Consider the following 24,895-nt stretch of genomic DNA (forward strand, 5'->3'; position numbering starts at 1 on the left):
ATGAAGTCCAACAACGCTTTTTCCTGGCTCACCACCGTCCTGCTGCTCGGCGGTTGCGGGCCGTCTCCTGTCCCTCAGCCCCCCGCGGAGGAGCCGCCGAGGCTGGAGGAGGTGAGGGTGACGTGCGCGCCCACGGCCCTGGTGCTCGGCCAGAGCGCCCAGTGCAGCGCGAGCGCCCGCGACCAGAAGGGCCAGCCCTTCACCATCTCCTCCTACTCCTGGACGAGCAGCGACAGTGCCCTGGCCCAGGTGGACGCCTCGGGCAAGGTGGTGGCCCACGCCCCGGGCTCCGTCTCCATCCGCGCCAGCGCCACCTCGGGCGACTCCACTCGCCAGGGCGAGGCCTCCCTGTCTCTCTCCCCCCGTCCTCCCACCGTCCACTCCACCTCCATTAACGCCTCGGAAACGTGGACGCTGGCCGACAGCCCCCACGAGGTGCGCGGCCAACTCTCCGTTACCGACGGCGCCACCCTCTCCCTGCAGCCCGGTGTCGTCGTCCTCTTCGCTCCGGACGCCGAGCTGCGCGTGGCCCAGGGTGCCCTGCTGGCCCCGGGCTCCTCCGCCCAGCCCATCTCCCTGCTGGCCCCGGACTCCTCCGCCCAGGGCTCCTGGCGTGGCCTGGTGTTCGCCTCCGAGGGCAGCGCTTCCCGCCTGGAGCACGTCTCCCTGCGCGGCTGTGGCCAGCCCTCCGGCGAGGGCGCCTGCCTCTCCCTGCGCGACAAGGCCTCTCCCGTCCTCCTCGACGTCTCCGTGGACAAGAGTGGCTCGCTCGGCGTGAGCGTCGCCGATGACGGCAGCTCCTTCGGCCCTGACTCCGCCCGCCTCTCCGTCTCTGGCAGCTCCGGCTTCGCCCTGCGCCTGGCTTCCAACCACGCCGACTCCCTGCCCCCCAACAGCACTTTCTCCGGCAATGGCCGCGACGCCGTCCTCCTCACCGGCGACGTCACCCGCTCCCTCTCCTGGCCCAACCCCGGCGTCCCCTTCGTCATCCTCCAGCGCATCCACGTCGAGCGCCCCGTGGATGATGAAATCGCCACCCTCACCCTCACCCCCGGTACCACCCTGCGCTTTGGCTCCGAGGGCGAGCTGGCCTTGGGCAGCGGCACCTACGTGGCGGACCTCATCGCCGAGGGCACCGCCGACGCTCCCATCCTCTTCACCTCCGACTCGGCCAGCCCCCAGCCCGGCCAGTGGCGCGGCTTGCACCTGGGCCCCTACATCACTCCGGCCACCCGCCTGGTGCACACCACCGTCGAGTACGCCGGCGCCTCGGGCAGCCCAGGAGGCGGCACGGCCAACCTCAACCTCTACGGCAACTCGGGCTTCTGCGGCCCCTGCCCCGTCCTCCAGGACGTCACCCTGCGCAAGGGCAGCGGCTTGGGCCTCTTCCTGAATGAGAATGCCAAGTTCGACCCCAGCTCCGCCCGCCTCACCGTGCGCGACAACGGCGGCTATGCCCTCGCCATGGACCCCAACGAAGCTCGCACCCTGCCCGCCCAGAGTACCTACAGCGGCAACGCCACCGAGGGCGTCCTCCTCAAGGGCTTCGTCGCGGAGTCCCAGACCTGGCCCAAGCTGGACGCTCCCTACGTCATCGACACCGTCCTCCAACTGGGCGCTCAGTACGCCCCCGCCCCAACGCTCACCCTGCTACCGGGCACCGAGCTGCGCTTCAATCTCAACGCCGAGATACTCATTGGTCCGGACGTCGAGAGCCCCGGCATCCTCGTCGCCAAGGGCACCGCCGCCCAACCCATCCGCTTCGTCGCCAATGAGCCGGTACCGTTCAGCAGTCATTGGCGCGGCATCCACATCTGGTGGGGCGAGGGCAGCCAGTTCGACCACGTGCTCGTCTCGCATGCCGGCGCCAACGGGCGCCGGGCCACCGCCAACATCAACGTCTACCGCAACCCCGCCCCCTCCATCACCAACAGCCATCTCGATTGGGGCGGAGCCTGTGCCCTCATGACGAGCAACAAGGACTCGGGCAACAACCAGAGCGTCCCCATGGATTACACCCTGCCCGAGTACAACAATTCATTCGCCAACAACGGCATCGACAACCAGTGCAGCTACTGACAGCCCAGTGTTGAAGTCCGCTCTGACCCCTGTCTCCACGTGAGCCATGGGTCGGACGCTCCGCGCGGTTGACGCCCTCGCGCAACACCTTGGCGCCTGATTGGAAACCCCCGGCGCACTGCTTGATAGAAGGCCGCGCACTCCACACCCACGCGCTGTTTTCTCCCCGGGGGGTCCCATCCATGAAGTCCAACAACGCTTTTTCCTGGCTCACCACCGTCCTGCTGCTCGGCGGTTGTGCGCCGTCTCCTGTCTCTCAACCCCCCGCGGAGGAGCCGCCACGGCTGGAGGAGGTGAGGGTGACGTGCGCGCCCACGGCCCTGGTGCTCGGCCAGAGCGCCCAGTGCAGCGCGAGCGCCCGCGACCAGAAGGGCCAGCCCTTCGCCATCTCCTCCTATACCTGGACGAGCAGCGACAGCGCCCTGGCCCAGGTAGACGCCTCGGGCAAGGTGGTGGCCCACGCCCCGGGCTCCGTCTCCATCCGTGCCAGCGCCACCTCGGGCGACTCCACTCGCCAGGGCGAGGCCTCCCTGTCTCTCTCCCCCCGTCCTCCCACCGTCCACTCCACCTCCATTAGCGCCTCGGAAACGTGGACTCTGGCCGACAGCCCCCACGAGGTGCGCGGCCAACTCTCCATTACCGACGGCGCCACCCTCTCCCTGCAGCCCGGTGTCGTCGTCCTCTTCGCTCCGGACGCCGAGCTGCGCGTGGCCCAGGGCGCCCTCCTGGCCCCGGGCTCCTCCGCCCAACCCATCTCCCTGGTGGCCCCGGACTCCTCCGCCCAGGGCGCCTGGCGTGGCCTGGTGTTCGCCTCCGAGGGCAGCGCTTCCCGTCTGGAGCACGTCTCCCTGCGCGGTTGTGGCCAGTCCACCGGCGAGGGCGCCTGCCTCGTCCTGCGCGACAAGGCCTCTCCCATCCTCCTCGACGTCTCCGTGGACAAGAGTGGCTCGCTCGGCGTGAGCGTCGCCGATGACGGCAGCTCCTTCGGCCCTGACTCCGCCCGCCTCTCCGTCTCCGGCAGCTCCGGCTTCGCCCTGCGCCTGGCCTCCAACCACGCCGACTCCCTGCCCCCCAACAGCACCTTCTCCGGTAACGGCCGCGACGCCGTCCTCCTCGCCGGTGACGTCACCCGCTCCCTCTCCTGGCCCAACCCCGGCGTCCCCTTCGTCATCCTCCAGCGCATCCACGTCGAATTGCCCGTGGACAACCTCATCGCCACCCTCACCCTCACCCCGGGCACCACCCTGCGCTTCGGCCCCGAGGGCGAGCTGGCCTTGGGGGGTGGTACCTACCTGGGGGACCTCGTCTCCGAGGGCACCGCCGACGCCCCCATCCTCTTCACCTCCGACTCGGCCAGCCCCCAGCCCGGCCAGTGGCGCGGCCTGCACCTGGGCCCCTACATCACTCCGGCCACCCGCCTGGTACACACCACCGTCGAGTACGCCGGCGCCTCGGGCAGCCCCAGGGGAGGCACGGCCAACCTCAACCTCTACGGCGATTCAGGCTTCTGTGGCCCCTGCCCCGTCCTCCAGGACGTCACCCTGCGCAAGGGCAGTGGCCTGGGCCTCCTCTTGAATGAGTTCGCGAGGTTCGACCCGAGTTCCACCCGCCTCACCGTGCGCGATAACGGCGGCTACGCCCTCTCCATGGATTCCAACGAGGTCCGCAGCCTGCCCTCCCAGAGCACCTACAGCGGCAATGCCACCGAGGGTGTGCTGCTCAAGGGCTTCGTCGCGGACAGCCAGTCCTGGCCCAAGCTGGACGTGCCCTATGTCATCGACGAGGTGCTCCAGGTGGGCTACCTCTACGCGCCCAATCCGGTCCTGACGCTAGCGCCGGGGACGGAACTGCGCTTCAACCTCGACGCCGAGATACTCATTGGTCCGGACGTTGATAGCCCGGGCGTCCTCATCGCCAAGGGCACCGCGGCCGAGCCCATCCGCTTCGTCGCCAACGATCCGGCACCTCTGCGAGGATTCTGGCGCGGCATCCACATCTGGTGGGGCGAGGGCAGCCAGTTCGACCACGTCTTCATGTCACATGCTGGAGCCAACGGGCGCCGGGCCACCGCTAGCATCAACGTCTACCGCAACCCCGCTCCCTCCATCACCAACGGCCAGTTCAATTGGACCGGAGGGTGCGCTCTCATGACGAGCAACAAGGATTCGGGCAACAACCAGAGTGTCCCCATGGATTACACCCTGCCCGAGTACAACAACTCGTTCACCAATAACTCCATCAACAACCAGTGCAGCTACTGAGGGCTTGATGGCGAGGTCCGCTCCGACCCCTGTCTCCACGTGAGACAGGGGCCCTTGTCTGTCTGGATATTCTTCAACGCCGGGCGGAGGTGACGCCGATGCGCAAGAGGAAGCGGGCCTTGCGCTCCAGGTCCGCGAGGTGCCGGGACGGCTGAGCCACCGGCACCGGGGCGGGCCTCGGACTCATGGGCACCAGGGCGCGCGGAGGAGGCGCGGCGGGAGCGGATGGCCGCAGCGACTCCGGCGCACTCGTATCGCGCACCACCACGGGCAGCTCGATGCGCCCGCTCACCGGCCGACGTGCACCGGATTGACGCCGAGGCAGGGGCGGCACCTTTTCCTCCACCGCCCGTCCATGCAGCCACGCCCCACAGCGCCAGAGCATGTCGTGCCGCTGGGACAGCAGCGTCCAGTAGCGGTCGCGCATCTCGATCGCCCGGAGCAGGGAGGGTCCCGTGTCGTCGCCCTCCTCCGTCCGCCGTCCGAGCATCAGGCGCAGTTTGGCCACCACCTGCTCGGCCTCGAGCAGCTCGGGAGAAGACAACGGTGAGCGGCCCGCGATCCGCCCCTCGTTCCGGCGCAAGAGCGCGGTGAGCGCGACACAGTCCTCCAGCACATCCTGCTGGGCCCGGAGCCACACCTCCTCCACGTCCGCGTCGGAGAGGAGACTGGCTTCCGCGAGGGCATCCGCGGTCTTGCGCAGCTTGCGGCGCAAGCGCTGCGCCTGATCGAACAGGCGCCCGAACGACGAGGCCTGGAGTTCGCGCTCGACTTGCAGCTCGGCGAAGATCAGCCCCTGCGCGAGCCGGGGGAGCATCGACAACTCCACGAGGTTCACGTTGGGCAGGCGGCCCACGATCACCGAGCCCGCGCCCACCACGTTCTCCACGCCACGCACCACCGCGTGGTAGGCGAGCACCACGTCCGCACCACATGCCTCGATGAAGCCCGGCTCGATGGCCATGGCGGCGGGATAGAACGAGTCGTAGGCCGTTCGCGAGGCGATGGTTTCCAGCTCCGAAGGCTCACTCCCGCCTTCGCCCCCCGATGGCCCTGGCGCACTGCGCTCGTCTTCAACCATGAAGGCAGATTACCGGGCGACCTCGGGTGCCGCAATGGCGCCCCCGGCCGCCCCGGAGAGCACCCTACTTGAGCTCGCGCTGGAGCTTCGCCAGCAGGTTGAGCGCGTCCAGGGGCGTCAACTCATTGAGCGATGTCGCCTGGAGGGCCTCCAGCACCTTCTGCTGCGCGGGGGCGAGCTTGGGTCCCGAGTCTCCTCCGCCGAAGAGGCCAAGCTGCCCCGGCGCGGGCGCGCTTGCCTTGGCGCCGCGCCGCGCGAGCCGGGGTTTGCCGTTGTCGTCGAATTCACCCGATTCCAGGTTGCGCAGGATGTCCCGCGCCCGCTCCACCACCTCGGGCGGCAGGCCCGCGAGGCGCGCCACTTCAATGCCATACGAGCGGTTGGCCCCGCCCGGCACCAGCTTGCGCAGGAAGAGCACCTTGCCCCCCTGCTCCTTCACCGCGATGCACAGGTTCTTCACCCGGGGCTTCTCGCGCGCCAGGTCCACCAGCTCGTGGTAGTGCGTGGCGAAGAGCGTGCGCGCGCCGCACTTGTCATGCAGGTGCTCGGCCACCGCCCAGGCGATGGACAGGCCGTCGTAGGTGGACGTGCCCCGGCCAATCTCATCCAGGATGACGAGGCTGCGCCGCGTGGCGTGGTGCAGGATGTGGCTCGTCTCCGTCATCTCCACCATGAAGGTGGACTGCCCCCGCGCCAGGTTGTCCGCCGCGCCCACGCGCGTGAAGATGCGATCGCTCAGGCCGATGCGCGCCGAGGACGCCGGCACGAACGAGCCCGCCTGCGCCATCAGCACCGTGAGCGCCACCTGCCGCATGACGGTGCTCTTTCCCGCCATGTTCGGGCCCGTGATGATGAGGATCTGCGACTCGCCCGAGTCCAGCTTCACGTCGTTGGGGACGAACGCCTCCCCCGCTCCCAGCATCCGCTCCACCACCGGGTGGCGTCCGCCGGTGATCGTCAGCACCTCGGAATCGTCCACCACCGGCCGCACGTAGCCGTACTCGGCCGCGCACCGCGCCAGGGACAAGAGCGCGTCCGCCGTGGCCACTCCTTCCGCCGCCGAGCGCAGCCGTGGCGCCTCCTTCACCACCTGCGCGCGGAGTTGCTCGAAGAGCTCCAGCTCCAGCGCGCACCGCCGCTCCTCGGCCGTGAGCACCTTCTCCTCGTACTCCTTGAGCTCCGGCGTGATGAAGCGCTCGGCCCCCACCATGGTCTGCTTGCGGATGTAGTCCGAGGGCACCAGGTGCAGGTTCGACTTCGTCACCTCCAGGTAGTACCCGAAGACGCGGTTGAAGCGGATTTTCAGCGAGTTGATGCCCGTGCGCTCCCGCTCCCGTGTCTCGATCTTCAGCAGGAAGTCCTTGCCGGAGGTGGACAGCTCCACCAGCTTGTCCAGCTCGGCGTGGAAGCCCGGGCGGATGAAGCCTCCTTCCTTGAGCGCCACGGGGGGCTCGTCCACCACCGCGGCCAGCAGCACCTGTGTCAGCTCCGGCAGCGCCCCGAGCGGCCCCGCCAGGGTCTTGAGCAGTCCGGACTCGCAGCGCGCCAGCGCCGCCGCCAGCCGGGGCAGTTGCGCCAGGGACACCGCGAGCGCCCGCAGATCCCTCGCGTTGCCCGCGCCCAGGGACAGCCGACCGCACAGCCGCTCGATGTCCCCCACTTCCTTGAGGATGCCCGTCAGCTCCTCGCGCCACACGCTGCGCCGGGACAGCTCATCCACCGCGTCCAGGCGGGCGTTGATCTCCGGCAGCGAGCACAAGGGGGCCGCGAGCCACCGCGCCAGCTTGCGCGCGCCCAGGCCCGTGGCCGTCCGATCCAACACGCCCAGCAGCGAGCCCTTGCGTCCGCCATCGCGCAGCGTGCGCAGGACCTCCAGGTTCGCGCGCGAGGACTCATCCATCAGCAGGTGTCCGCCGCGCTGCTGGCGGCTGAGACGGTCCACGTGCGCCGCGGCCGTCTTCTGCGTGTCCTTGAGGTAGCGCAGCGCCGCGCCCGCCGCTCCCGTGGCCAGGGGCGCGTCCTGGAGTCCAAAGGCCTCCAGCGACTGCACCGCGAAGTGGCCGCGCAGGTACACCGCGGCCCGCGCGGGCTCGAACGCCGCCTTCTCCAGCTCCGCCACCGCTGGCATCTTGGACAGGCGCGAGGTCACGAAGGCCGTCTCCGGACTGTCCCGGTGGCCCTCTGGCACCAGCAGCTCGCGCGGCTCCACCCGGGCCAGCGCCTCCACCAGCTCCTGGCTCGTCTCCGCCTCCAGGGAGAAGAACTCGCCCGTGCTCGCCTCCAGGAGCGCCGCGCCGAAGCCCTCCGCCCCCGGGTACACCGCCGCCAGGAAGTTGCTCGCCCTCGGCTCGAGCGACTCCTCGTCCAGCACCATGCCCGGAGTGATGACGCGCGTCACCTCGCGGCGGACGAGCCCCGGCGCGCTGCCCGCCTCCTCCACCTGCTCGCAGATGGCCACCTTGAGGCCGTGCTCCACCAGCTTCGCGATGTAGCGGCGCGCCGAGTGGTACGGCACCCCCGCCATGGGCACCTTCTCCGCGTTCTTCGCCCGCGCGGTGAGGGTGATCTGCAAGAGCTCCGAGGCGCGCACCGCGTCCTCGAAGAACATCTCGTAGAAGTCCCCCAACCGGAAGAAGAGGAGGGCGTCCGGATTGAGCGCCTTCACCTCGAGGTACTGCCTCATCATGGGGGTGAGCGCGCCGATCTCCCGCGCCGCCGCCGGTTCGGCTTCCACCGGAACCTCGGCCTCTTCCCCGCTGCCCTTGACTGCCTTCTGCGTCGCGCCCATCGGGGCCTCTTCTCTCATGCGTCCAGTCCTGGATCAACAGAACACCCGACCTCCGCCGTCCACCTGTCCGCCCTACTCCCGCCATGGGGCTCCGCCCGCCTGGACGCCTTGCGACCCCGGGGTCCAGAAATCGGAAGGACACCCGCCGAAAACGGTGGTCCAAGGCGAAAGAGCGTGCGATCCGTCTCCAGATGGAGACCCATCCGCACCGTCCCGTTCCCCGGATCTTCCAGGTCGCCACCGCGCCCCTCCAGGCCTTTTTCCGGTTGGAAGCGAGCAGCGGCATCCTCCTGGCGCTGTGCGCCGTGGCGGCCATGGTCTGGGCCAATTCACCCTGGGCGGATAGCTATGGAGCGCTCTTCGATGCTCCGCTCGTCCTGGGTCCGGGCGAGACGCCCTTCCACTTCACCTTCCGCGAGCTCATCAACGACGGGTTGATGACGGTCTTCTTCTTCCTGGTGGGAATGGAGATCAAACGCGAGCTGGCCACGGGTGAGCTGCGCACCCTGTCCCGGGCGATGCTGCCGCTGATCGCGGCGCTGGGGGGCATGGTGGTACCCGCGGCCGTCTACGCGGCGCTCAACGCGGGCACGCCGGCCATCAAGGGGTGGGCCATCCCCATGGCCACGGACATCGCCTTCGCCATCGGGTGTCTCACGCTGCTCAAGGGGCGCGTGAGCCATGGTCTGGTGGTGTTCCTCACCGCCCTGGCCATCTTCGACGACATCGGCGGCATCCTCGTCATCGCCCTGTTCTATGGCACGGGGCTGCATGGGGAGTGGCTGCTCGGCGGGCTGGCCCTCACTGGCGTGTTGTGGGCCTGCAATCACTACTACGTGCGCAACGGCGTGGTGTACGCGCTGTTGGGCACGGCGCTCTGGTACGCCCTGCACCATGGCGGCATCCACGCCACCATCGCGGGGGTGGTCACGGGGATGATGATCCCCGCCCGCCCCACCCGCCGTGGCCGGGACGTGCTGGAGGAGCTGCGCGGCTTCATCGACGAGTTGCTGCGCGAGCCCAGGGACGAGGCCGTTCGCACCCAACAGCTCCTGCACATCGAGGAGCAGATGGAGGACATCGAGCCGCCGCTCACCCGCTTCGTGCACCTGTGGCACGGCTGGGTGGCCTACGGCATCGTCCCGCTGTTCGCCCTGGCCAACTCGGGCATCTCCGTGAGGGGCATGCACCCGGCGGATCTGCTCGCGCCCCTGCCGTTGGGCGTGCTGCTGGGTCTCTTCGTGGGCAAGCAGGTGGGCATCTTCTTCTTCACCTGGGGGGCGGTGAAGGCGGGCCTGTCCGAGATGCCAGGTGGGGCCGGGCTCGGGCAGTTGCACGGGGTGGCGGTGGTGGCGGGCATCGGCTTCACGGTCGCCCTGTTCGTCGCGGGGCTGGCCTTCTTCGACGAACCCGCCCTGCTGGCCCAGGCGAAGCTGGGCATCCTGCTGGGCTCCCTGCTGTCCGCCGTGGGGGGCTACCTGCTGCTGCGCCTGGCCCGCGCCCCCCGTCCCCAGGAAGGTTGAGTTCGTGGGGCACGCCGTGGAAAGGTGCCGGGCACCGTGCTCCTCCAGGACTTGAACCGCATCCGGCAGATTGGCGTCATCGCGGCGCGCCATGGCTTTGGCGAATGGCTGGAGCGCGCGGGCGTGTGGCGGATGCTCGGGCGGCGCGAGAAGGTGGAGGTCCCCGCGGAGACCCAGCGCATCAGCACCGCGCGCCGCTTCCGGATGCTGCTCAACGATCTGGGCCCCACCTTCGTGAAGCTCGGGCAGATCCTCTCCACGCGAGCGGACCTGCTGCCCGCCGAGTACATCGAGGAGCTGGCCGCGCTCCAGGATCACGTGGAGCCCATTCCCCTGGAGGACGTGTACGCGCGCATCCGCGAGTCGCTCGGCCAGGAAGCCTCGACGCTCTTCAAGCAGATCGATCCCCAGCCCCTGGCGGCGGCCTCCATCGCCCAGGTGCACCGCGCCGTGACGCTCGAGGGCGAGGAAGTGGTGGTGAAGGTGCAACGGCCGGGGATCGCCGAGCGGATCGACTCGGACCTGGGCGTGTTGCGCTCCCTGGCCAAGCTGCTCGAGGCGGTGGTGGAGGAGACGGCCATCTATTCGCCCGCGGGGATCATCGACGAGTTCGACCGGGCCATCCACGAGGAGCTGGACTTCGTGCAGGAGGCCGCGAACATCCGCGCCTTCCAGGAGAACCACCGCAACCGGCCGTACATGACGATTCCCCAGGTGCATGCCTCGCTCAGCAGCCGCACCGTGCTGACGATGCAGTTCGTCCGGGGCGTGAAGGTGAGTCAGGCGCAACTGTCGCTCGAGGACCGGCGCGAGGTGGCGGGCCACCTCCTGGACACGAGCTTCCGCCAGCTCTTCGAGGACGGGCTGTTCCACGGAGATCCGCACCCGGGCAACATCCTGGTGCTCGAGGGCAACCGGGTGGCGCTCCTGGACTTCGGCGTCGTGGGGCGGCTCACGCGCGCCATGCAGGAAACCCTGGTGATGCTGGTGCTGGCGGTGGCGCTCAAGGACAGCGACTCCGTGGCGCGCATCCTCTACCGGATTGGCGCGCCGGACGCGCGGGCCAACCTGATGGGCTTCCGCAACGACATCGAGAGCGTGCTCGGCAAGTACCTGACGACGAAGCTGGGCGAGTTGGACGCGCGCAGTGTGCTGCGCGACCTGTTGGATCTGGCGGTGAAGTACCACATCCGGGTTCCCAAGGAGTACGCGCTCCTGGGCCGGGCCTCCGTGTCCATCGAGGGCATCCTGCGCTCGCTCTACCCGGACTTGAACGTCCTCGAGGTGGCGATGCCCTATGCCAAGGAATTGCTCGCGGACCGGTATGATCCGACGCAACTCCAGGGCGGGCTGATGCGCACCTTCCTGCGCTTCCAGTCGATGGCGGCGGATCTGCCCACGCAGCTGTCGCAGATTCTCCTGGATCTGGAGTCGGGGAAGTTCAGCGTGACGGTGCGCGCGGAGCAGTTCGACCGGCTCAACGAGAGCCTGCGCACCGCGGCGATCGTCATGTTCCTGGGCCTGTGCGCCTGCGGCACCATCGTGGGGGTGTTCATCTCGTTCGCCCAGACGCCCCCGTGGCAGTACAACGGCATGCCCGTGCTGGGCCTGCTGGGGGTGGCGGTCTCGGCGGCGCTCTTCGGCGCCACCTTCACCTGGTACCTGTTCGGCAACCGCATTGGCTTCGGCAAGGTGCGCGTGAGCAAGTGGTTGGGGGGCAGTTCCAAGTCCCTCAAGTGAGAGGGGGGCACACCCCCTCTCCCCGCTCCCTCAGTGGCCAACGAGCTCCGGCTTGTCACCCGGGACGCCCGGCGGCTGTTCGTGGCCGGACTTCCGCCCCAGCCGCGTCTTCACCCGATCCGCCACCACGTAGAAGGCGGGCACCACGAGCAGGCTGAGCACCGTGGAGAGCGACAGGCCGCCGAGCACCGCCACCGACATGGGCGCGCGCGTCTCGCTGCCAGCGCCCAGCGACAGCGCCGCGGGCACCGCCGCCATCATCGTGGCCAGGGTCGTCATCAGGATGGGGCGCAGGCGCACCGGACCCGCGCGCTGCATCGCCTCCGTGGCGCTCGCGCCCAGCTCGCGCTGCTGCAGGGCGTAGTCCACCAGGATGATGGAGTTCTTCTTCACGATGCCCATGAGGAGCAACAGGCCGATCATGCTGAAGATGTTGAGCGTCGTGCCCGTGGCCGCCATCGCGAAGGCCGCTCCCGCCACCGACAGGGGGAGGATCGTCAGCACCGTCACCGGATGCAGGAACGAGTTGAACTGCGAGGCGAGCACCATGTACGCCACCGCGATGCCCAGGATCAGGGCGAAGATCAGGCTGCTCATCGACTCCTCGAAGGCAACGCTCGAGCCGCCGAACACCACACGCGTGCCGCCGGGCAGCTCTCCCGCCAGCCGCCGCACCGTCTCCAGGGCCTCCTGCTGCGTCGAGCCCGGCGCCACGTTGGCGAAGATGCTGATGGCGCGCTCCCGATCCCGCCGGGTGATGGCCTGGAGCGCCGGACGCTCCTCCTGCATCACCAACGTGGACAACGGCACCAACGCGCCCGAGGCCGTCCGGACCTTGAGGATCGACAAGTCTTCCGGCCGCGAGCGCTGATCCTTGAGCAGGCGCAGCCGTACGTCGATCCGCCGCCCGCCCGTGCTGTACTTGCCCACGCGCACGCCGCCCACCAGCGCGTTGAGCGTGCTGCCCACCGACGCCATGGACACCCCCAGATCCGCCGCGCGCGCCCTGTCCGGGGTGATGCGCAGCTCTGGCATGCCCAGCTGGTAGTCGGTGTCCACGTCCACCACCTTGCCGCTCGCCTGGAGCTTCTCGCGCATCTGTGTGCTGGCCTCGATGAGCTGTTCCCAGTCCGAGCCCCGCACGCTGAACTCCACCGGGAAGCCGCGCGACGCCGTGAAGCCGCTCTGCGAAAGATCCATCACCACCGCGCGCAGGCCCGGATAGGAGTTGAGCTCCTTGCGCAGCACCTGCTGGAACTCGGCCTGGCTCATGCGCTGATCAGGTGGCACCAGGGTGATGTTCAACATGCCCCCGTTCACGCTGCTCACCCCGCCGCCACCGCCCACCACCGCGAAGAGCCGCGCCACCTCGGGCCGCCCGAGCACGAAGGCCTCCGCCTTCTGGAAGATCTTGTCCGTCTCCTCCAGCGTGCTGCCCACCGACGTCTGCATCCGCACCATCAAGCGGCTCTGATCCTGGGACGGAACGAACTCGCTCGACAGGCCCCGGAAGGCCAGACCGGACACCGCCAGCACCACGACCCCTCCGGCCAGCACCCACCACGGGTACTTCAACCCCCGCTCGAGCACCTTGCCGTAGACCCCCTCGAGCCAGCTGAAGGCCCGATCCACCGCCAACCCCACCCGGCCCCGTCCCTCGCGCGACGTCTTGAGCAACTGCGCGCAGCGCGCCGGCGCCAGGGTGATGGCCTCCACGTAGGACAGGAGCACCGCCACGCACAGCGTCACGCCGAACTGGAGGAAGAACTTGCCGATGACTCCCTTCATGAAGACGACGGGCAGGAAGATGGCCACCACCGCCAGCGTGGCCGCCAGCGCCGCGAAGGTGATTTCGTGCGTGCCCTCGCGCGCCGCACGGACCCGATCCGCGCCCTCCTCCGCGTGCCGGAAGATGTTCTCCATCACCATGATGGCGTCATCCACCACGATGCCCACCGCCAGGGACAGGCCCAGCAGCGTGAAGGTGTTGAGCGTGAAGCCCAGGAAGTAGATGCACGCCACCGTGCCGAGCAGTGACATGGGAATGGCGAGGATCACGTTGAACGTGCTCGACAGCGAGCCGAGGAACGCCCAGCACACCAGCGCCGTCAGGATGCAGGCGAGCAACAGCTCGAACTCGATCTCGTGGACGCTCTCCTCGATGAACTGGGTGGAGTCGAAGTTGATGCTCACATCCAGCCCCTCGGGGGCGTCCGCCCGCAGCGCGGCAATCTTCTCGCGCACGCCCTGGGCGACCGCCACGGCGTTGGCGCCCCGCTGCTTCTTGATGCCCATGCCCTGGGCGGGCTCTCCGTTGACGCGCGCCTGACGGCGCAGATCCTCGAAGCCGTCCTCCACCAGGGCCACATCCGACAGGTAGACGGGCGCGCCCCCGCCCTCGCGCACCACCAGGCGGCGCAGCGTCTCCAGATCCAACGCCTCGCCCATCATCCGGACGTTGATCTCCCGACCCTCCGTCTCGATGCGCCCCGCGGGCAGCTCCACGTGCTCGCGTTGCAGCGCGGAGACCAGGTCCGTCACGGTGAGCCCCCGGGCGTCCATCTTCTCCGCGTCCACCCAGATGCGCACGTTGCGCTCGCGCGAGCTGAAGAGCGTTACCTCGCCCACGCCCGGCACCGTCTGCAGCACCTCCTTGAGCCGGTAGCGCGCGAAGTCGGAGATGTACTGCTGCGAGAACGGCCCCGACACGCCCACCGTCAGGATGGGCTGATCCTCGGGGTTGCTCTTGGAGATGATCGGCGGATCCATGTCCTCGGGCAGCCGCCGCTGGGCCTGGCTCACCCGGGCCTGCACGTCCTGCAGGGACAGGTCCACGTTGCGCGCCAGATCCAACTCCACCGAGATGGATCCACCCGACTGCCGCGCGCTGGAGGTGACGGACTTGACGCCCTCCACCTGCATCACCGCTTCCTCGAGCGGCTCGATGATGTCGCTCTCCACCGCCTCGGGCGAAGCACCCTCCCACGTCACGTTGATGCTGATGACGGGGTAGTCCACGTCCGGAAACTGGCTGATGCCGATGCGCTGGGCCGCCACCAGTCCGAAGGTGATGGTCGCCGCCATCAACATCCAGGCGAAGACGGGTTTCTTGATGCACACCTCGGTGATGTTCATCGCGCGGCCCCCTGGGGCTGCCCACCACCGATCTTCTGTCCGCGCGGCTCACCCGTGAAGGGCGTGGACGCCCCCGGGGTCAGGCGCACCACCGCGCCCTCCTTGAGCGCCTCGCCACCGCGCACCACCAGTTGCTCACCCGGCTTCAGACCCTCGCGCACCTCGACCAGTCCATCCGCCGTGCGCAGACCCAGCTCCACCACGCGCTCGCGCGCCTTGCCGTCCTCCACCACGAAGGCGAGGAAGCCACGCTCGCTCGGGCGCACCGCCGTCTGGGGAATCACGGGCGCCTGCCGCGCGGTCTCCACGGGCACCGACACCGTGGCGAAGGAGCCCGGCCGGAGCGTCTGCGACTCGGGCTTGCCCACCTCCGCCGTCACCTTCACCATGCGGCTGGCCGGGTCCGCCGCGTCCGCCACGTAGGCGATGCGGCCCTCGTACGTGTGTCCGTCCGAGCGCACCGTGAAGCGCGCGGGCATGCCGGGCTTCATCCGCCCCACGTCCGCCTCCGGCACGGTGAAGTGCAGCAGCAGGGGATCGCGGCGCAGCAGCGTGGCCAGGACCGTGCCCGGCTGGACGTACTGTCCCGTCTGCACCGTGCGCGACTGCAACACGCCCTCCAGCGGCGCCTTCACGTACGCGTCACGCAGGTTGAGCTCCGCCTGCTCCACCGCCGCCTTCGCCGCGCTCGTGTCCGCCACCGCCCCGCGCGCCAGGGCCTGGGCGCTGTCGAGCTGCTCGGCGGGCAGCAGGCCCGGCTTCGCCTCGTTGACCGCCACGCGCCGCTGGGCCGCGGACTCCGCCTGGAGGCGCACGGCCTCGGCCCGCTCCAGCGCCGCCTTCGCCGCGCGCACGGCGATGCCATAGCGCGTGGGCTCGATCTCCGCGAGCACCTCGCCCTGCTTCACGGACTGCCCCTCCATGAAGCGCACCCGCTCCACCACGCCGGCCACACGCGCGGTGATCTGCACCTGCTCGAAGGCCTCCACCGACCCCACCGCGGAGACGACGTACTCCACGTCACGCGCCTCCACGGCCTCCACCTCCACCGGAAACTCGATGGCCCCCCGGCCCGCCTTGCCGCCGCCCTTGCCCGCGGGGGCGCCTTCGGACGACTTGCCACACCCCGTCCCCAGGGCGAGCGCCGCCCCCAGGGCCATCATCACCACCTGGCTCTTCACTTACGGCTCCTTCCCGAGCGGATCGAGTCCCACCGCGGCCCTCAACTCCAACAGCGCCGAGCCCAGCGAATAGCGGGCCTGGGCCAGTGCCACCTCGGCCTCGTATTGCCGCACCTGCGCATCACTCAACGCCAGCGCCGCGACGAGCCCCTGGCGATACAGCAGGCTCGTCTCCTCGGCGTTCTGGCGAGCCGCCCGCACGGCGACCTGGTTCCTGCTCAGGGAGGCCTGGGCCGTGCGCAGGGACACCTCCGCGCGCGCCACCGCCACGTCCACCCGCCGCACCTGCCCCGCCGCTTCCCACTCCAGGGCCCTCGCCAGGGCGAGCCGCTCGCGCCGATCCGCGTAGCGCTCGCCTCCATCGTAGAGCGTCCACGTCAGGTCCACTGACAGGAAGCCGTTGCCAGTGCGGCCCGTGAGGCCCGACTCGTTGTTGAGGCTGTACTGCGCCGAGGCGGAGAGCGCGGGGAACAGACGAGCCAGGGGCTCGCGCGCGAGGGCCCGCTGGGCCTCCACTCGCAGGTGTGCGGAGAGCAGATCCGGACGGCGCTCCAGGGCGCCTCCCGCCAGGTTCTTGAAGGAGTCCACGGGACGCGAGGCCTCGCCCAGCAACGTCTCGGGCAGCACCAGCGAGCCCTCCACGGGCGCCACCAGCAAGTAGCCCAGCTCCAAGCGGCTCGTGGCGGCCTGTCCCACGGCATCCGCCAGCGTCGCCTCGGCGGTGGCCACGTTGAGTTCCGCGAGCGTCACGTCATTGGTGCTCGCCAGGCCCGCCGAGGCCCGGGCCCGCGCATCCTCGAGGGACTGCTTGGAGAAAGCGAGCCGCCGTTGAGCCGCCTCCGCCACCTGCTCCAGTCCGAGCGTGGACAGGAACCCCGTGGCGGCCTGGAAGGCCACCTGCCGCCGCGTCTCCAACGCGTCCAAGGCCGAGGCCTCTCGGTCCCTCGCCGCCGCCTGGTAGAGGGGCACGCCCCGCGCATCGAAGAGTTGCACCTGCGCGACGACCCCCGCCCGCAGGGCGTTGTAGCGCTGGACGACCACCGTCTCGCCCCCTACCTGCCGCGTCGTCTCCTGGGGACGGCGCGTGTAGCCGCCCGTGACGGACAGCCGCGGCAGGAAGAAGGCCCTCGCCCTCGCCACCCGCGCCTCGGCCGCCTCCGCCCGCGCTCCAGCGGCCAGCGCCGTCTCGTTGTGGGCGGCCGCGAGCGACACCGCGCGCTCCAGGGACAAGGGCTCCTGAGCGCGCGCGTCGTTCACGGGAAGTGCGATTCCCACACACGATAAGGAGAGGACGAGGAAGAAGCGGGTTGAGAACATGGGGGGGCGGCGAGGACTTCTCTTGAAGGCGGATGGGCGACCGGCGCGTATACAGGACCTAAGCGGTCAGGGCCATGAGAACCACCTGGATCTGGACGCAGCGCGGCGCATCGGGGGCTAATGGGTGAGGAGGGGAATCGAGGACTTTCGCGCCGGACGTGGGGCGTCCAAGAATATTCAAGCCCTGTATTTATTCCTGGGGGTGGAGGGGTATTCCTCAGCGTGCGCGCCGGCGAGGAGACCGAGGCGCACATGGACGAGGTGCTGCGCGATGGGGCTCGCGGACGCCGTGGACCCCCTACCCGAATGGCGGGTCAAGTGTTGGTGATGGGCGAAGAGCGGAGCGCATTCCTGGGCACCCCTAATATGTTCCTGGCATCCTCGGAGCCCGATCCGCGCGCCCTGACGGCGCCCGTCATGGAGGCTCTGTCGGATGGATGCGCGTCGCTTGGAGATGATGAAGGTGGGCGCGCTCGTGCTCTCGGCGCTCGTGTTCATGGGCGCATGTGCCACGGGCGCATCCTCGGGTGAACGAACGCACTCTGAAGGTCGAGATACAGCTCAGGCGGGAATCGCCGCGATCATCACCACACTCCCCACCACTGCGGCGTCGGTGCGCCTGGGTGAAACAGAACTCACGAACGCATTGACGGAGCTACTGCTCCACCTGCCATTACGAGTTGGCTCATTGTCGCCCGTACTCCCTCATGGCCATATGCTGGATTCAGGTACTGGCGGCTCGGGCGGAGCATCATTTCCTTCATCCCTGGAGCGAGCTTACAGCCAGTTTTGCGAACGGCGCGGGATATCGGGTGATTGTCTGAGTTTGCTGGACGATGGACCGGCCCTTCATGCTGACGATAAAAGAAATATCGCGCTAGCCCTCGCAGTCGGTCCAGCCTTGGAAGGGTTGAATTCGGAGTTGCGTGCGATGCTCGATCCCACGCGGCTACTGACCACCGTGAGTCTCTCCCTCACAGCGTACATGGCGTTGTTGGTGGCCCCAGAACCCATTTCAAAGGGCGTTGCTTCCGCGTTCACCCTCCTCCTGTGGGGCTATCTAGGCGCGGAGTTCTTCGACCTTCTCCAGGCCTATGTACAACTCCATGTTGATGCACCCCGGGCATCCAGTTTCGAGGAATTGCGGGAGGTCGGATCACGTTTCGGCCAGGTCATTGGCCCCAACAGTGTCCGAATTCTCGTCGTGGTGGGAACCGCCGCGGTAGGTGAAACAGCAGCGCTCCTCTCTAAAGCGCCCAAGTTGCCAGGATTCAGCCACGCGTCACGCCAAGTCGAACTGAGCACGGGACTGCGCTTGGCGGATGTGGCGGCGAACACCGACAAAGTCATTATTTCCGTCGCTGAGGGTACGATTCGCACTGTCTTGCCCGCCACGGCCGTAGCCATGACCACTCAGAATGGAGGGAGTGGGCATCGGGCATTCAAGTCCTTCAATATATTCAAGAAGAGCATGGGCTCGGCTGGCACTGGCAAGCAATGGCACCACATCGTCGAGAAACGAGACTCGAACCTGAAGAGGTTCGGACCCGAATCCCTGCACAACACCGAGAACGTCATTCCCCTTGAGGCGGAACTGCACACCGAGGTGAGCGCGTTCTACTCCTCGAATCAGGAATTCATTACGGGTTCCACGAACATGACGGTTCGGAAGTGGCTCGATACCCAATCCTACGAGGCGCAAAGACGGTTCGGACTGAACACCATCGAGAACATCAGGAGTGGAACTTGGCGACCCAGAAGATGACGCTTGATCAACTGGTCGAGGTGTTCGCCCAAAGCACGGTGGCGCAAACCGACGCGATTTTTCGCGGAGACTCCAAGACTGGAAACAGACATGCGAAGAAGCGCATCGCCGCATTCAAGGCTTTATGTTCTCACGGGAATCCCGGACGCGATGCACTCGCCGTTCTGTTCTCCCATTCCCGAATGGATGTTCGCGTCATGGCGGCTTCGTACCTGCTCCGGCACCGCACCGCCGAGGCGCGAGCCGTACTGACGGATGTCGCGAAGGGCGAAGGACTGGCCGCGTTCGGTGCATCGGAGTCCTTGAAGCGATGGGAGGAAGGCACATGGACCCTGGATCCAGGAACATCCGAATGACCTATCCCGTCTGGAGGAATTGCTCCCGCAACCGGATTGGCGGGCCGCCCAGGGCTGTCCCCTGTCCGTGCGTATGGGTCACCCTTTTGTCGGCTCTGCGCAAGCACTCGTGGAACGTACTCAGGATGGACTGAACAACGCCCAGGAGACCTGAATGCCGCGAACGCTGCTCAAAACTAGTCCTGCTCCTCTCGACGCAGACCGGGTGCCCGCATGAATGGGGCCGAGGCGGCACCAGCGACAGGGCGCTGGAAAAGGACATGCGGGACTATTATCGGATGAACGACTGTGCTCTCGATGAGGAGGAGTAGGCGGAGAAATGTAGAAAGCATGAACACACGACATCGGAGGAGAGCATGACATGCCCAAAGGAATGTCGGCCACCTCGATTGGCGAGATAGGACGGGTGTTCCATGAACTGGCGTATGGTTCTTGTCGCCCTGTCCGCGCTGCTTTTGACTCTGCCCCTCATTGGTCTGATCTACCTCGCCATCGCTGGGCCTGGAACACACGTCATACAGCCTCGAAATCACTCGATTGTCCCCATGCTCTCCAAAGAGGAACGATTCCGTCTTCGGACCTATGAGCGGGAATGCAGGAAGGACGTAGACTGTGAGTCTCCGCTTCGTTGCTTCTACAACACGCGAACAGGGCGCCAATACTGCGCGGACAGCACGTGTTTGACGAACGGTAACCGTTCACCGCCCCGGCTCGGTTGAGGAGGAGGCAGGAAGGAGGTAACGGGAGAAGTAGTGCTGGACGAGGAGACGGGAGACGTGGTGTAGCAGAGACATGGCGGAAGTGGATTCCCGAGCCGCGCGGATTGCGGAACTGGAAGCGATGGTGGCCGCGCGAGACGCGCGGATAGCGGAGTTGATGGCGAAGGTGGAAGCACTCACGGCGCGCGTGGCGGAGTTGGAGGCGCGCCTGAGCCAGAACTCGAGTAACTCCTCCAAGCCGCCTTCCTCGGACGGCCCTGGAGCCCGGCGCCAGCCGAAGAAGCCAACGGGCCGAAGTCCTGGGGGCCAGCCCGGACACAAGAAGCATGAGCGCGAGCTGCTGCCGCCCGAAGAGGTGCGGCACGTCGTCGAGTTGGTGCCCAAGGAGTGCAAGGACTGTGGGCGTCGGCTGGAGGGAAGAGACGTGGAGCCGCGCCGCCATCAGGTGGTGGAGGTGCCGCCGCTGTCGGCCGTTGTCACGGAGTATCGCAGCCATGCGCTGGAATGCGGCGCGTGCGGCACGGTGACACGAGAGGAAGTGCCCGGGTACGCCAGCAGTGCCTTCGGAGATAGGTTGGGCGCGCTCGCCAGTCTGCTGGTGGGCAAGTACCGGCTGTCCAAACGACTGGTGAAGGACGCGCTGTCGGACATGGTGGGGGTGCGGCTGTCGGTGGGCAGTGTGGTGAATCTGGAAGGGCAAATGGCCGAGGCGCTCGCCCCGGCGGTGCGCGAGGCTGGCGAGTACGTGAAGGCCGCCGACAGGGTGCACGCGGACGAGACGGGGTGGGTGGAGGGGCGGCGGGAAGGCCGAGGCCAACGTGCCTGGCTGTGGCTGGTGGCCACGGCGTTGGTGGCTGTCTTTCACATCGCTCGGAGTCGCGGGGCCAAGGTAGCGCGTGCGCTGCTGGGAGAAGACTTCGCGGGCATCCTGGGCAGTGACAGGTGGAGCGCGTACGCATGGTATGACCCGGGCCTGAGGCAGTTGTGCTGGGCCCACCTGCTGCGCGACTTCCAGGGCTTCATCGAGCGGGGCGGCGAGGGAGGGCCGCTTGGCGAGGCGTTGATGCGGCAAGTCGAGCGCTTCTTCACCTGGTACCACTGGGTGCGCGATGGCACGCTGGCACGGGAGGACTTCGAGAAGAGGATGCCCGAGGTGGAGCGCGAAGTGGGCCGACTGCTGCGCCGGGCCGCGGTGTGCGCGCAGAAGAAAACAGCCGGCATGGCACGGGAAATCCTCCGGTGGGAGAAGTGCCTGTGGACATTTGTCGACATACCGGAGGTGGAGCCGACAAACAACTTCGCCGAGAGGTGCCTGCGTCACGCGGTCATGTACAGGAAGACATCCTTTGGCACGCAAGGCCCCGAAGGCAGCCTCTTCGTGGAACGAATCCTCACGACCGTTACCACCCTCAAGTTGCAACGGCGAGGCGTGCTGGACTTCCTGACGGACACCCTCCACGCACATCGACGGGGCCTTTCGACTCCCTCGTTGTTGCCCCTTCATGCCTCGGTCCAACTCTCGGCCTCAGCCTGAGTCGGTGAACGGTTACGACGAACGAAGACTGCGAGGGGGACTTCTCTTGCCGCATTCTCCACTCTTCCAATGGGAAAGGATTACTTCGCACCTGCACACTGGAAGGGCTTCGTAAAGAGGGCGAGATGTATGAGGAGCACCCCGGCTTGTTGATAGAGGGCTGCGAAAAGGGCCTTATCTGCAATCGCTTCTGTGGCCGTTCCTGCCGCCTGGATCTACCTGCGAGCTGCCCTGAGGGTTATTTATGCAAGGAGGGAATCAACGGGCCATCATGCCAACCCACATGTGAAGGGCGTACTTGTCCCCATGGCCAACGGTGCATCACCTCTCTCTACGGCGGCATCGCCTCTGTGTGCATGAAGGTGTACGGGCAGGACTGTGAGATGAACTCCTGCGCTGATGGGTTTGATTGCGATCCTACGGTTTTCACGACCGAGCCCGGCAAGATCTGGATGGAGTGCTTGAAGATGTGCGCCAAGGGCGAGCCCCGCTGCCCCGAAGGGCAAGCCTGCTCATTGTTCCAGTGCCGCCCAGCATGCGCTCCCGAGGGGCCGCCCGTATGCGAACCGGGCTTCGCCTGTTTGCGGAACGACCCCGGACAGCCCTGGGCGTGCATGCCGGACTCAAGCGCCATGTGAAGCGAAGGAGAGCCACTCGAACGGAGCAGGCTCACTCCCCGCTGCTCGATGCCTGGGCGCCGCTCTTGCTCACCGCGTACTGCGAGAGGATCTGGTTCATGTCCACGGTCTGCAACGTGGTGCCACCCTTGCCCGTGGGCATGAAGAGCAGTTGCTTGCCCATCAGCGCCTCGGCGATGCGCAGCTTCACCATCGTCCGGCCTCCCGCTCCCGCCAGTGCCTCGTTCTCCTTCGCGATGCCCTTGGACTTCGCCTCGGCCTCCTTGAGGATCGCCGTCGCCTCGTTGTTGGCCCGCACCAGCTCCGCGTCCGCCGCCAGCTTCGTCTGCTCCAGCTCACCTTGAGCCTGGGCGATCTTCTGCGACACCGTGCCCTTCGCCGTCTCCAGGTTGCGCTTGGCCTCCTCCAGCGCCGCCTGCGCCTGCGAGCGCAGCTTCTCCGCCGTCTGCTCCGCCAGCTTCTTGTCCCGGATCACCGTCTCGTACTCGGGGTTGAAGCGGTGCTCGTGCGGAATCACCTGCTCCACGATGATGCCCTCGGAGCCGAGCGCATCCTCCAGCAGCTTGCGCGCCTTCTCCGCCGCCGCGAAGCGCTTGTCCGCCGTGTAGAAGTCCTCCGAGCGCAGCACGTTGAGCGCATCGCGCACCAGCGCCCGCGCCGCCGGCCCCACCAGCCGGTTCTCCACTTCCCGCGTCGTGCTCCCCACCTTGCGCACCAGGTGCGGCGCCTTCGACGGATCCACCCGCCAGGACACCGTCACGTCCACCGCGATGTCGTTGCCGTCCACCGTCTTGAACTCGATGTCGTCCGTGCGACCCTCCTCCCCCGCCCCCTTGGCGCGCATGCGCAGGTTCTGCAGCTTCGTCTCGAACGTGGTCCAGTCCGTGGAGAACGGCGGAAAGAAGAAGTACGTGGCACCCGGCGCGTACGTCTCCGGCTGCACCCCCTTCTCGCCCAGCAGGGTGAACTTGCGCGTGAGCACGCCCACCTCGTTCGCGTCCGTCGAATGGCTCGCGCACCCCTGCATCATCGGCAGCGCCAGCAGCGCGGCCAGTCCCAGTCGCTTCATGTCCCTGTTCCGCATGGCGCTCACTGTCCCTTCACGTCGAAGCGCTTGAGCGCCGAGTTCAAGTCCAACGGGTTGACGCCGCCCTCCCCGTCCGTGGGCACCACGATGACGCGCGTGCCACCGAGCACATCCGCCATCTTCAGGCCCACCATGTTCTCGCTGCCCGCCCCTCGCAGCGCCGCGTTCTCCAGCTCGATCCCCTTGGCGCGCGCGAGCTTCACCACCAGATCGCCCTGCGCCGCCTGGGTGCGCCGGTACAGCTCCGCGCCCGAGCGCAGCTTGGCCACCTCCGCGTCTCCGCGCGACAGCTCCACCTGCACGATGGCCTGTCCCTCGGCGATGATCCGGTTCTTCTCCGCCTCGGCCTGGGCCGCCGCCGCTTCCGCCTGGTTCTTGAAGACGGTCTGATCCTGGATCTTCCGCTGCTCGATGGCCTGCTGGTAGCGCGAGTCGTAGCGGTACTGGCGCAGGAGCACGTGCGTCACGTGGATGCCCCGGGGCTCCAGCTCCGCGGTCAGCAGCTTCTGCGCCTCGGCCATGGCCTTGTCGCGCAGGTCTCCCTTGTAGAAGTCATCCGAGTCCAGCTGACCCAGGGTGCGCCGCAGCACCTGCTCCGCGCGCGGAATCACCGCCGAGTCCTCGTAGAGCTGCCCGGGGCCGATCTGCGTCATGATCTTGTACGGGTTCTCGATCCGGTAGAGCACCGTGACGTCCGCGGACACCGTGTAGCCCCCGGACGTCTGGATCTTGATGGCCCGGACGACACGGTGATCCGCGCCCTCGGCCACCTCGGCGGGGTTGTCCACCATGTCCAGCACCTGCAGGTCGCTCGGGAACAGGTGCATGCGCTCGGCGCCCGGCGTCACCCAGTGCAGACCCGGGCCATACACCTTGTCCCGGATGCCCTTCTCCCCGCCCAGGACGACCTGCTTGACACCCAGCTGGTAGGGCCGCACGTACACGGTGCAGGCGTTGTAGGCGAAGAGCCCGCCGACCAGCACCACGGCCACGGGCCAGAGGAACTTCAGGCGGGGCTGCTTGAGGGCCGCGAGCACCCGTTGCTGGGCCTCCTGGCCACGTGAAGGCTTCATGACTTCTCCTTGGAACGAGAGCCAGCGCCGGGAAGAGACTCGGGCGGCTCGGTCAGGGGTTGATAGGCCTCGAGCTGGTGCTGCTCCCCGGCCATGTCCGCCACCAGCGTGGCGAGCCGCCGCCGGTAGCGGCGATCCAGGAAAGACTCCTGCATGTCCGGCAGGAAGGGGCCGAGGAGGATGAGAGCGATGGGCAGGGGCTCGAGCCAGTTGGGCACGCGCGTCAGGGCGATCACCACCGCCAGCACGATGCCCACCAGCGTGTAGACGGCGCGCGAGACCAGGTCCCCCCCGCGCCACAGGCCATACCTGCGTCGCTGAAGGGCATGGTGCTCGCGCGCGAGCCGCAGGTAGCGCGGCAACACCACGGAGAAGAGGCTGTGCTCCAGGCGCGACAGGTACGCGGGATCCACCGCCAGCTCGGTGAAGCGGCGCGCCACGTCGTCCAGGGCCAGCCGCGCCTCCGCCTTCAGCGCCGCCTCCACCTCGTCATTCCACTCGCCGAAGCCGGGACGGCGCCGCTCCAGCCACGCCAGCACGTGCTCACTGACCCGGGGCAGCCGGAATTCATCGGGATACATGCCGCGCGGAGTCTTCCATGGGGTACCCGGCCCCACA

15 protein-coding genes are annotated in these 24,895 nt (G+C 67.8%); 7 read left to right on the forward strand and 8 right to left on the reverse strand.

The genetic code is table 11. The features are described from left to right. Together MEBOL_RS37835 and MEBOL_RS37840 are read left to right on the forward strand one after the other, a co-directional pair. Entirely contained in the window at window positions 1–2,079 is a 2,079-nt protein-coding gene (locus MEBOL_RS37835) for an Ig-like domain-containing protein (protein WP_095981960.1), read from the forward strand. Window positions 2,080–2,261: 182 nt separating this feature from the next. Beyond that, window positions 2,262–4,340, forward strand: coding sequence for an Ig-like domain-containing protein (locus MEBOL_RS37840; RefSeq protein ID WP_095981961.1), 2,079 nt, complete (start codon window positions 2,262–2,264; stop codon window positions 4,338–4,340). A gap of 73 nt (window positions 4,341–4,413) precedes the next feature. Here the strand turns inward: MEBOL_RS37840 and MEBOL_RS37845 are convergent, their stop codons facing one another. Both MEBOL_RS37845 and mutS read right to left on the reverse strand, forming a co-directional pair. Further along, on the reverse strand, window positions 4,414–5,421 hold the full coding sequence (locus tag MEBOL_RS37845) for a hypothetical protein (RefSeq protein ID WP_095981962.1): 1,008 nt from the start codon (window positions 5,419–5,421) through the stop codon (window positions 4,414–4,416). A 64-nt stretch (window positions 5,422–5,485) separates the two neighbouring features. Then, entirely contained in the window at window positions 5,486–8,107 is a 2,622-nt protein-coding gene (gene mutS, locus MEBOL_RS37850; protein WP_095983254.1) for a DNA mismatch repair protein MutS, read from the reverse strand. Between the two features lie 293 nt (window positions 8,108–8,400). On the opposite strand from mutS, the gene nhaA reads away from it, so the two are divergent. Both nhaA and MEBOL_RS37860 read left to right on the forward strand, forming a co-directional pair. After that, window positions 8,401–9,732 (forward strand): Na+/H+ antiporter NhaA, encoded by a 1,332-nt coding sequence (gene nhaA / locus MEBOL_RS37855; RefSeq protein WP_095981963.1) that lies wholly within the window; start codon window positions 8,401–8,403, stop codon window positions 9,730–9,732. A gap of 36 nt (window positions 9,733–9,768) precedes the next feature. Then, window positions 9,769–11,472, forward strand: coding sequence for an ABC1 kinase family protein (locus MEBOL_RS37860; RefSeq protein ID WP_095983255.1), 1,704 nt, complete (start codon window positions 9,769–9,771; stop codon window positions 11,470–11,472). A 30-nt stretch (window positions 11,473–11,502) separates the two neighbouring features. Here the strand turns inward: MEBOL_RS37860 and MEBOL_RS37865 are convergent, their stop codons facing one another. From MEBOL_RS37865 to MEBOL_RS37875, 3 genes are read right to left on the reverse strand one after another with little or no spacing between them, the layout of a single operon-like run. After that, a complete protein-coding gene (locus MEBOL_RS37865) occupies window positions 11,503–14,607 on the reverse strand; it encodes an efflux RND transporter permease subunit (protein WP_095981964.1) in 3,105 nt (1,034 codons plus the stop codon). Further along, on the reverse strand, window positions 14,604–15,770 hold the full coding sequence (locus MEBOL_RS37870) for an efflux RND transporter periplasmic adaptor subunit (protein WP_425437660.1): 1,167 nt from the start codon (window positions 15,768–15,770) through the stop codon (window positions 14,604–14,606). The genes MEBOL_RS37865 and MEBOL_RS37870 overlap by 4 nt, the downstream gene beginning before the upstream one ends. 18 nt (window positions 15,771–15,788) lie before the next feature. After that, window positions 15,789–17,045 (reverse strand): TolC family protein, encoded by a 1,257-nt coding sequence (locus MEBOL_RS37875; protein WP_245919225.1) that lies wholly within the window; start codon window positions 17,043–17,045, stop codon window positions 15,789–15,791. A gap of 493 nt (window positions 17,046–17,538) precedes the next feature. Between MEBOL_RS37875 and sitA5 the strand changes: the two genes are divergently transcribed. The 3 genes from sitA5 (at window position 17,539) to tnpC (ending at window position 21,479) form a co-directional block, all read left to right on the forward strand. Further along, on the forward strand, window positions 17,539–18,870 hold the full coding sequence (sitA5, locus tag MEBOL_RS41670) for a SitA5 family polymorphic toxin (protein WP_157823909.1): 1,332 nt from the start codon (window positions 17,539–17,541) through the stop codon (window positions 18,868–18,870). Continuing rightward, complete coding sequence (locus tag MEBOL_RS37890; RefSeq protein ID WP_425437585.1) at window positions 18,852–19,226, forward strand: DUF2019 domain-containing protein; 375 nt, start codon at window positions 18,852–18,854, stop codon at window positions 19,224–19,226. The genes sitA5 and MEBOL_RS37890 overlap by 19 nt, the downstream gene beginning before the upstream one ends. A 792-nt stretch (window positions 19,227–20,018) precedes the next feature. Next, the gene (tnpC, locus tag MEBOL_RS37895; RefSeq protein WP_095977180.1) at window positions 20,019–21,479 is read left to right on the forward strand and encodes an IS66 family transposase; all 1,461 of its coding nucleotides are present in this window, start codon (window positions 20,019–20,021) and stop codon (window positions 21,477–21,479) included. A gap of 669 nt (window positions 21,480–22,148) precedes the next feature. Here tnpC and MEBOL_RS37900 read toward each other — a convergent pair. The 3 genes from MEBOL_RS37900 to MEBOL_RS37910 are packed head-to-tail and all read right to left on the reverse strand — an operon-like array spanning window position 22,149 to window position 24,858. Next, window positions 22,149–23,186 (reverse strand): SPFH domain-containing protein, encoded by a 1,038-nt coding sequence (locus MEBOL_RS37900; RefSeq protein WP_157823910.1) that lies wholly within the window; start codon window positions 23,184–23,186, stop codon window positions 22,149–22,151. Window positions 23,187–23,206: 20 nt separating this feature from the next. Next, entirely contained in the window at window positions 23,207–24,277 is a 1,071-nt protein-coding gene (locus MEBOL_RS37905) for an SPFH domain-containing protein (RefSeq protein WP_095981969.1), read from the reverse strand. Continuing rightward, complete coding sequence (locus tag MEBOL_RS37910; protein ID WP_095981970.1) at window positions 24,274–24,858, reverse strand: hypothetical protein; 585 nt, start codon at window positions 24,856–24,858, stop codon at window positions 24,274–24,276. The genes MEBOL_RS37905 and MEBOL_RS37910 overlap by 4 nt, the downstream gene beginning before the upstream one ends. Between the last annotated feature and the right edge of the window lie 37 nt (window positions 24,859–24,895).

The sequence above is a fragment of the Melittangium boletus DSM 14713 genome (assembly GCF_002305855.1).
GTDB lineage: Bacteria > Myxococcota > Myxococcia > Myxococcales > Myxococcaceae > Cystobacter > Cystobacter boletus.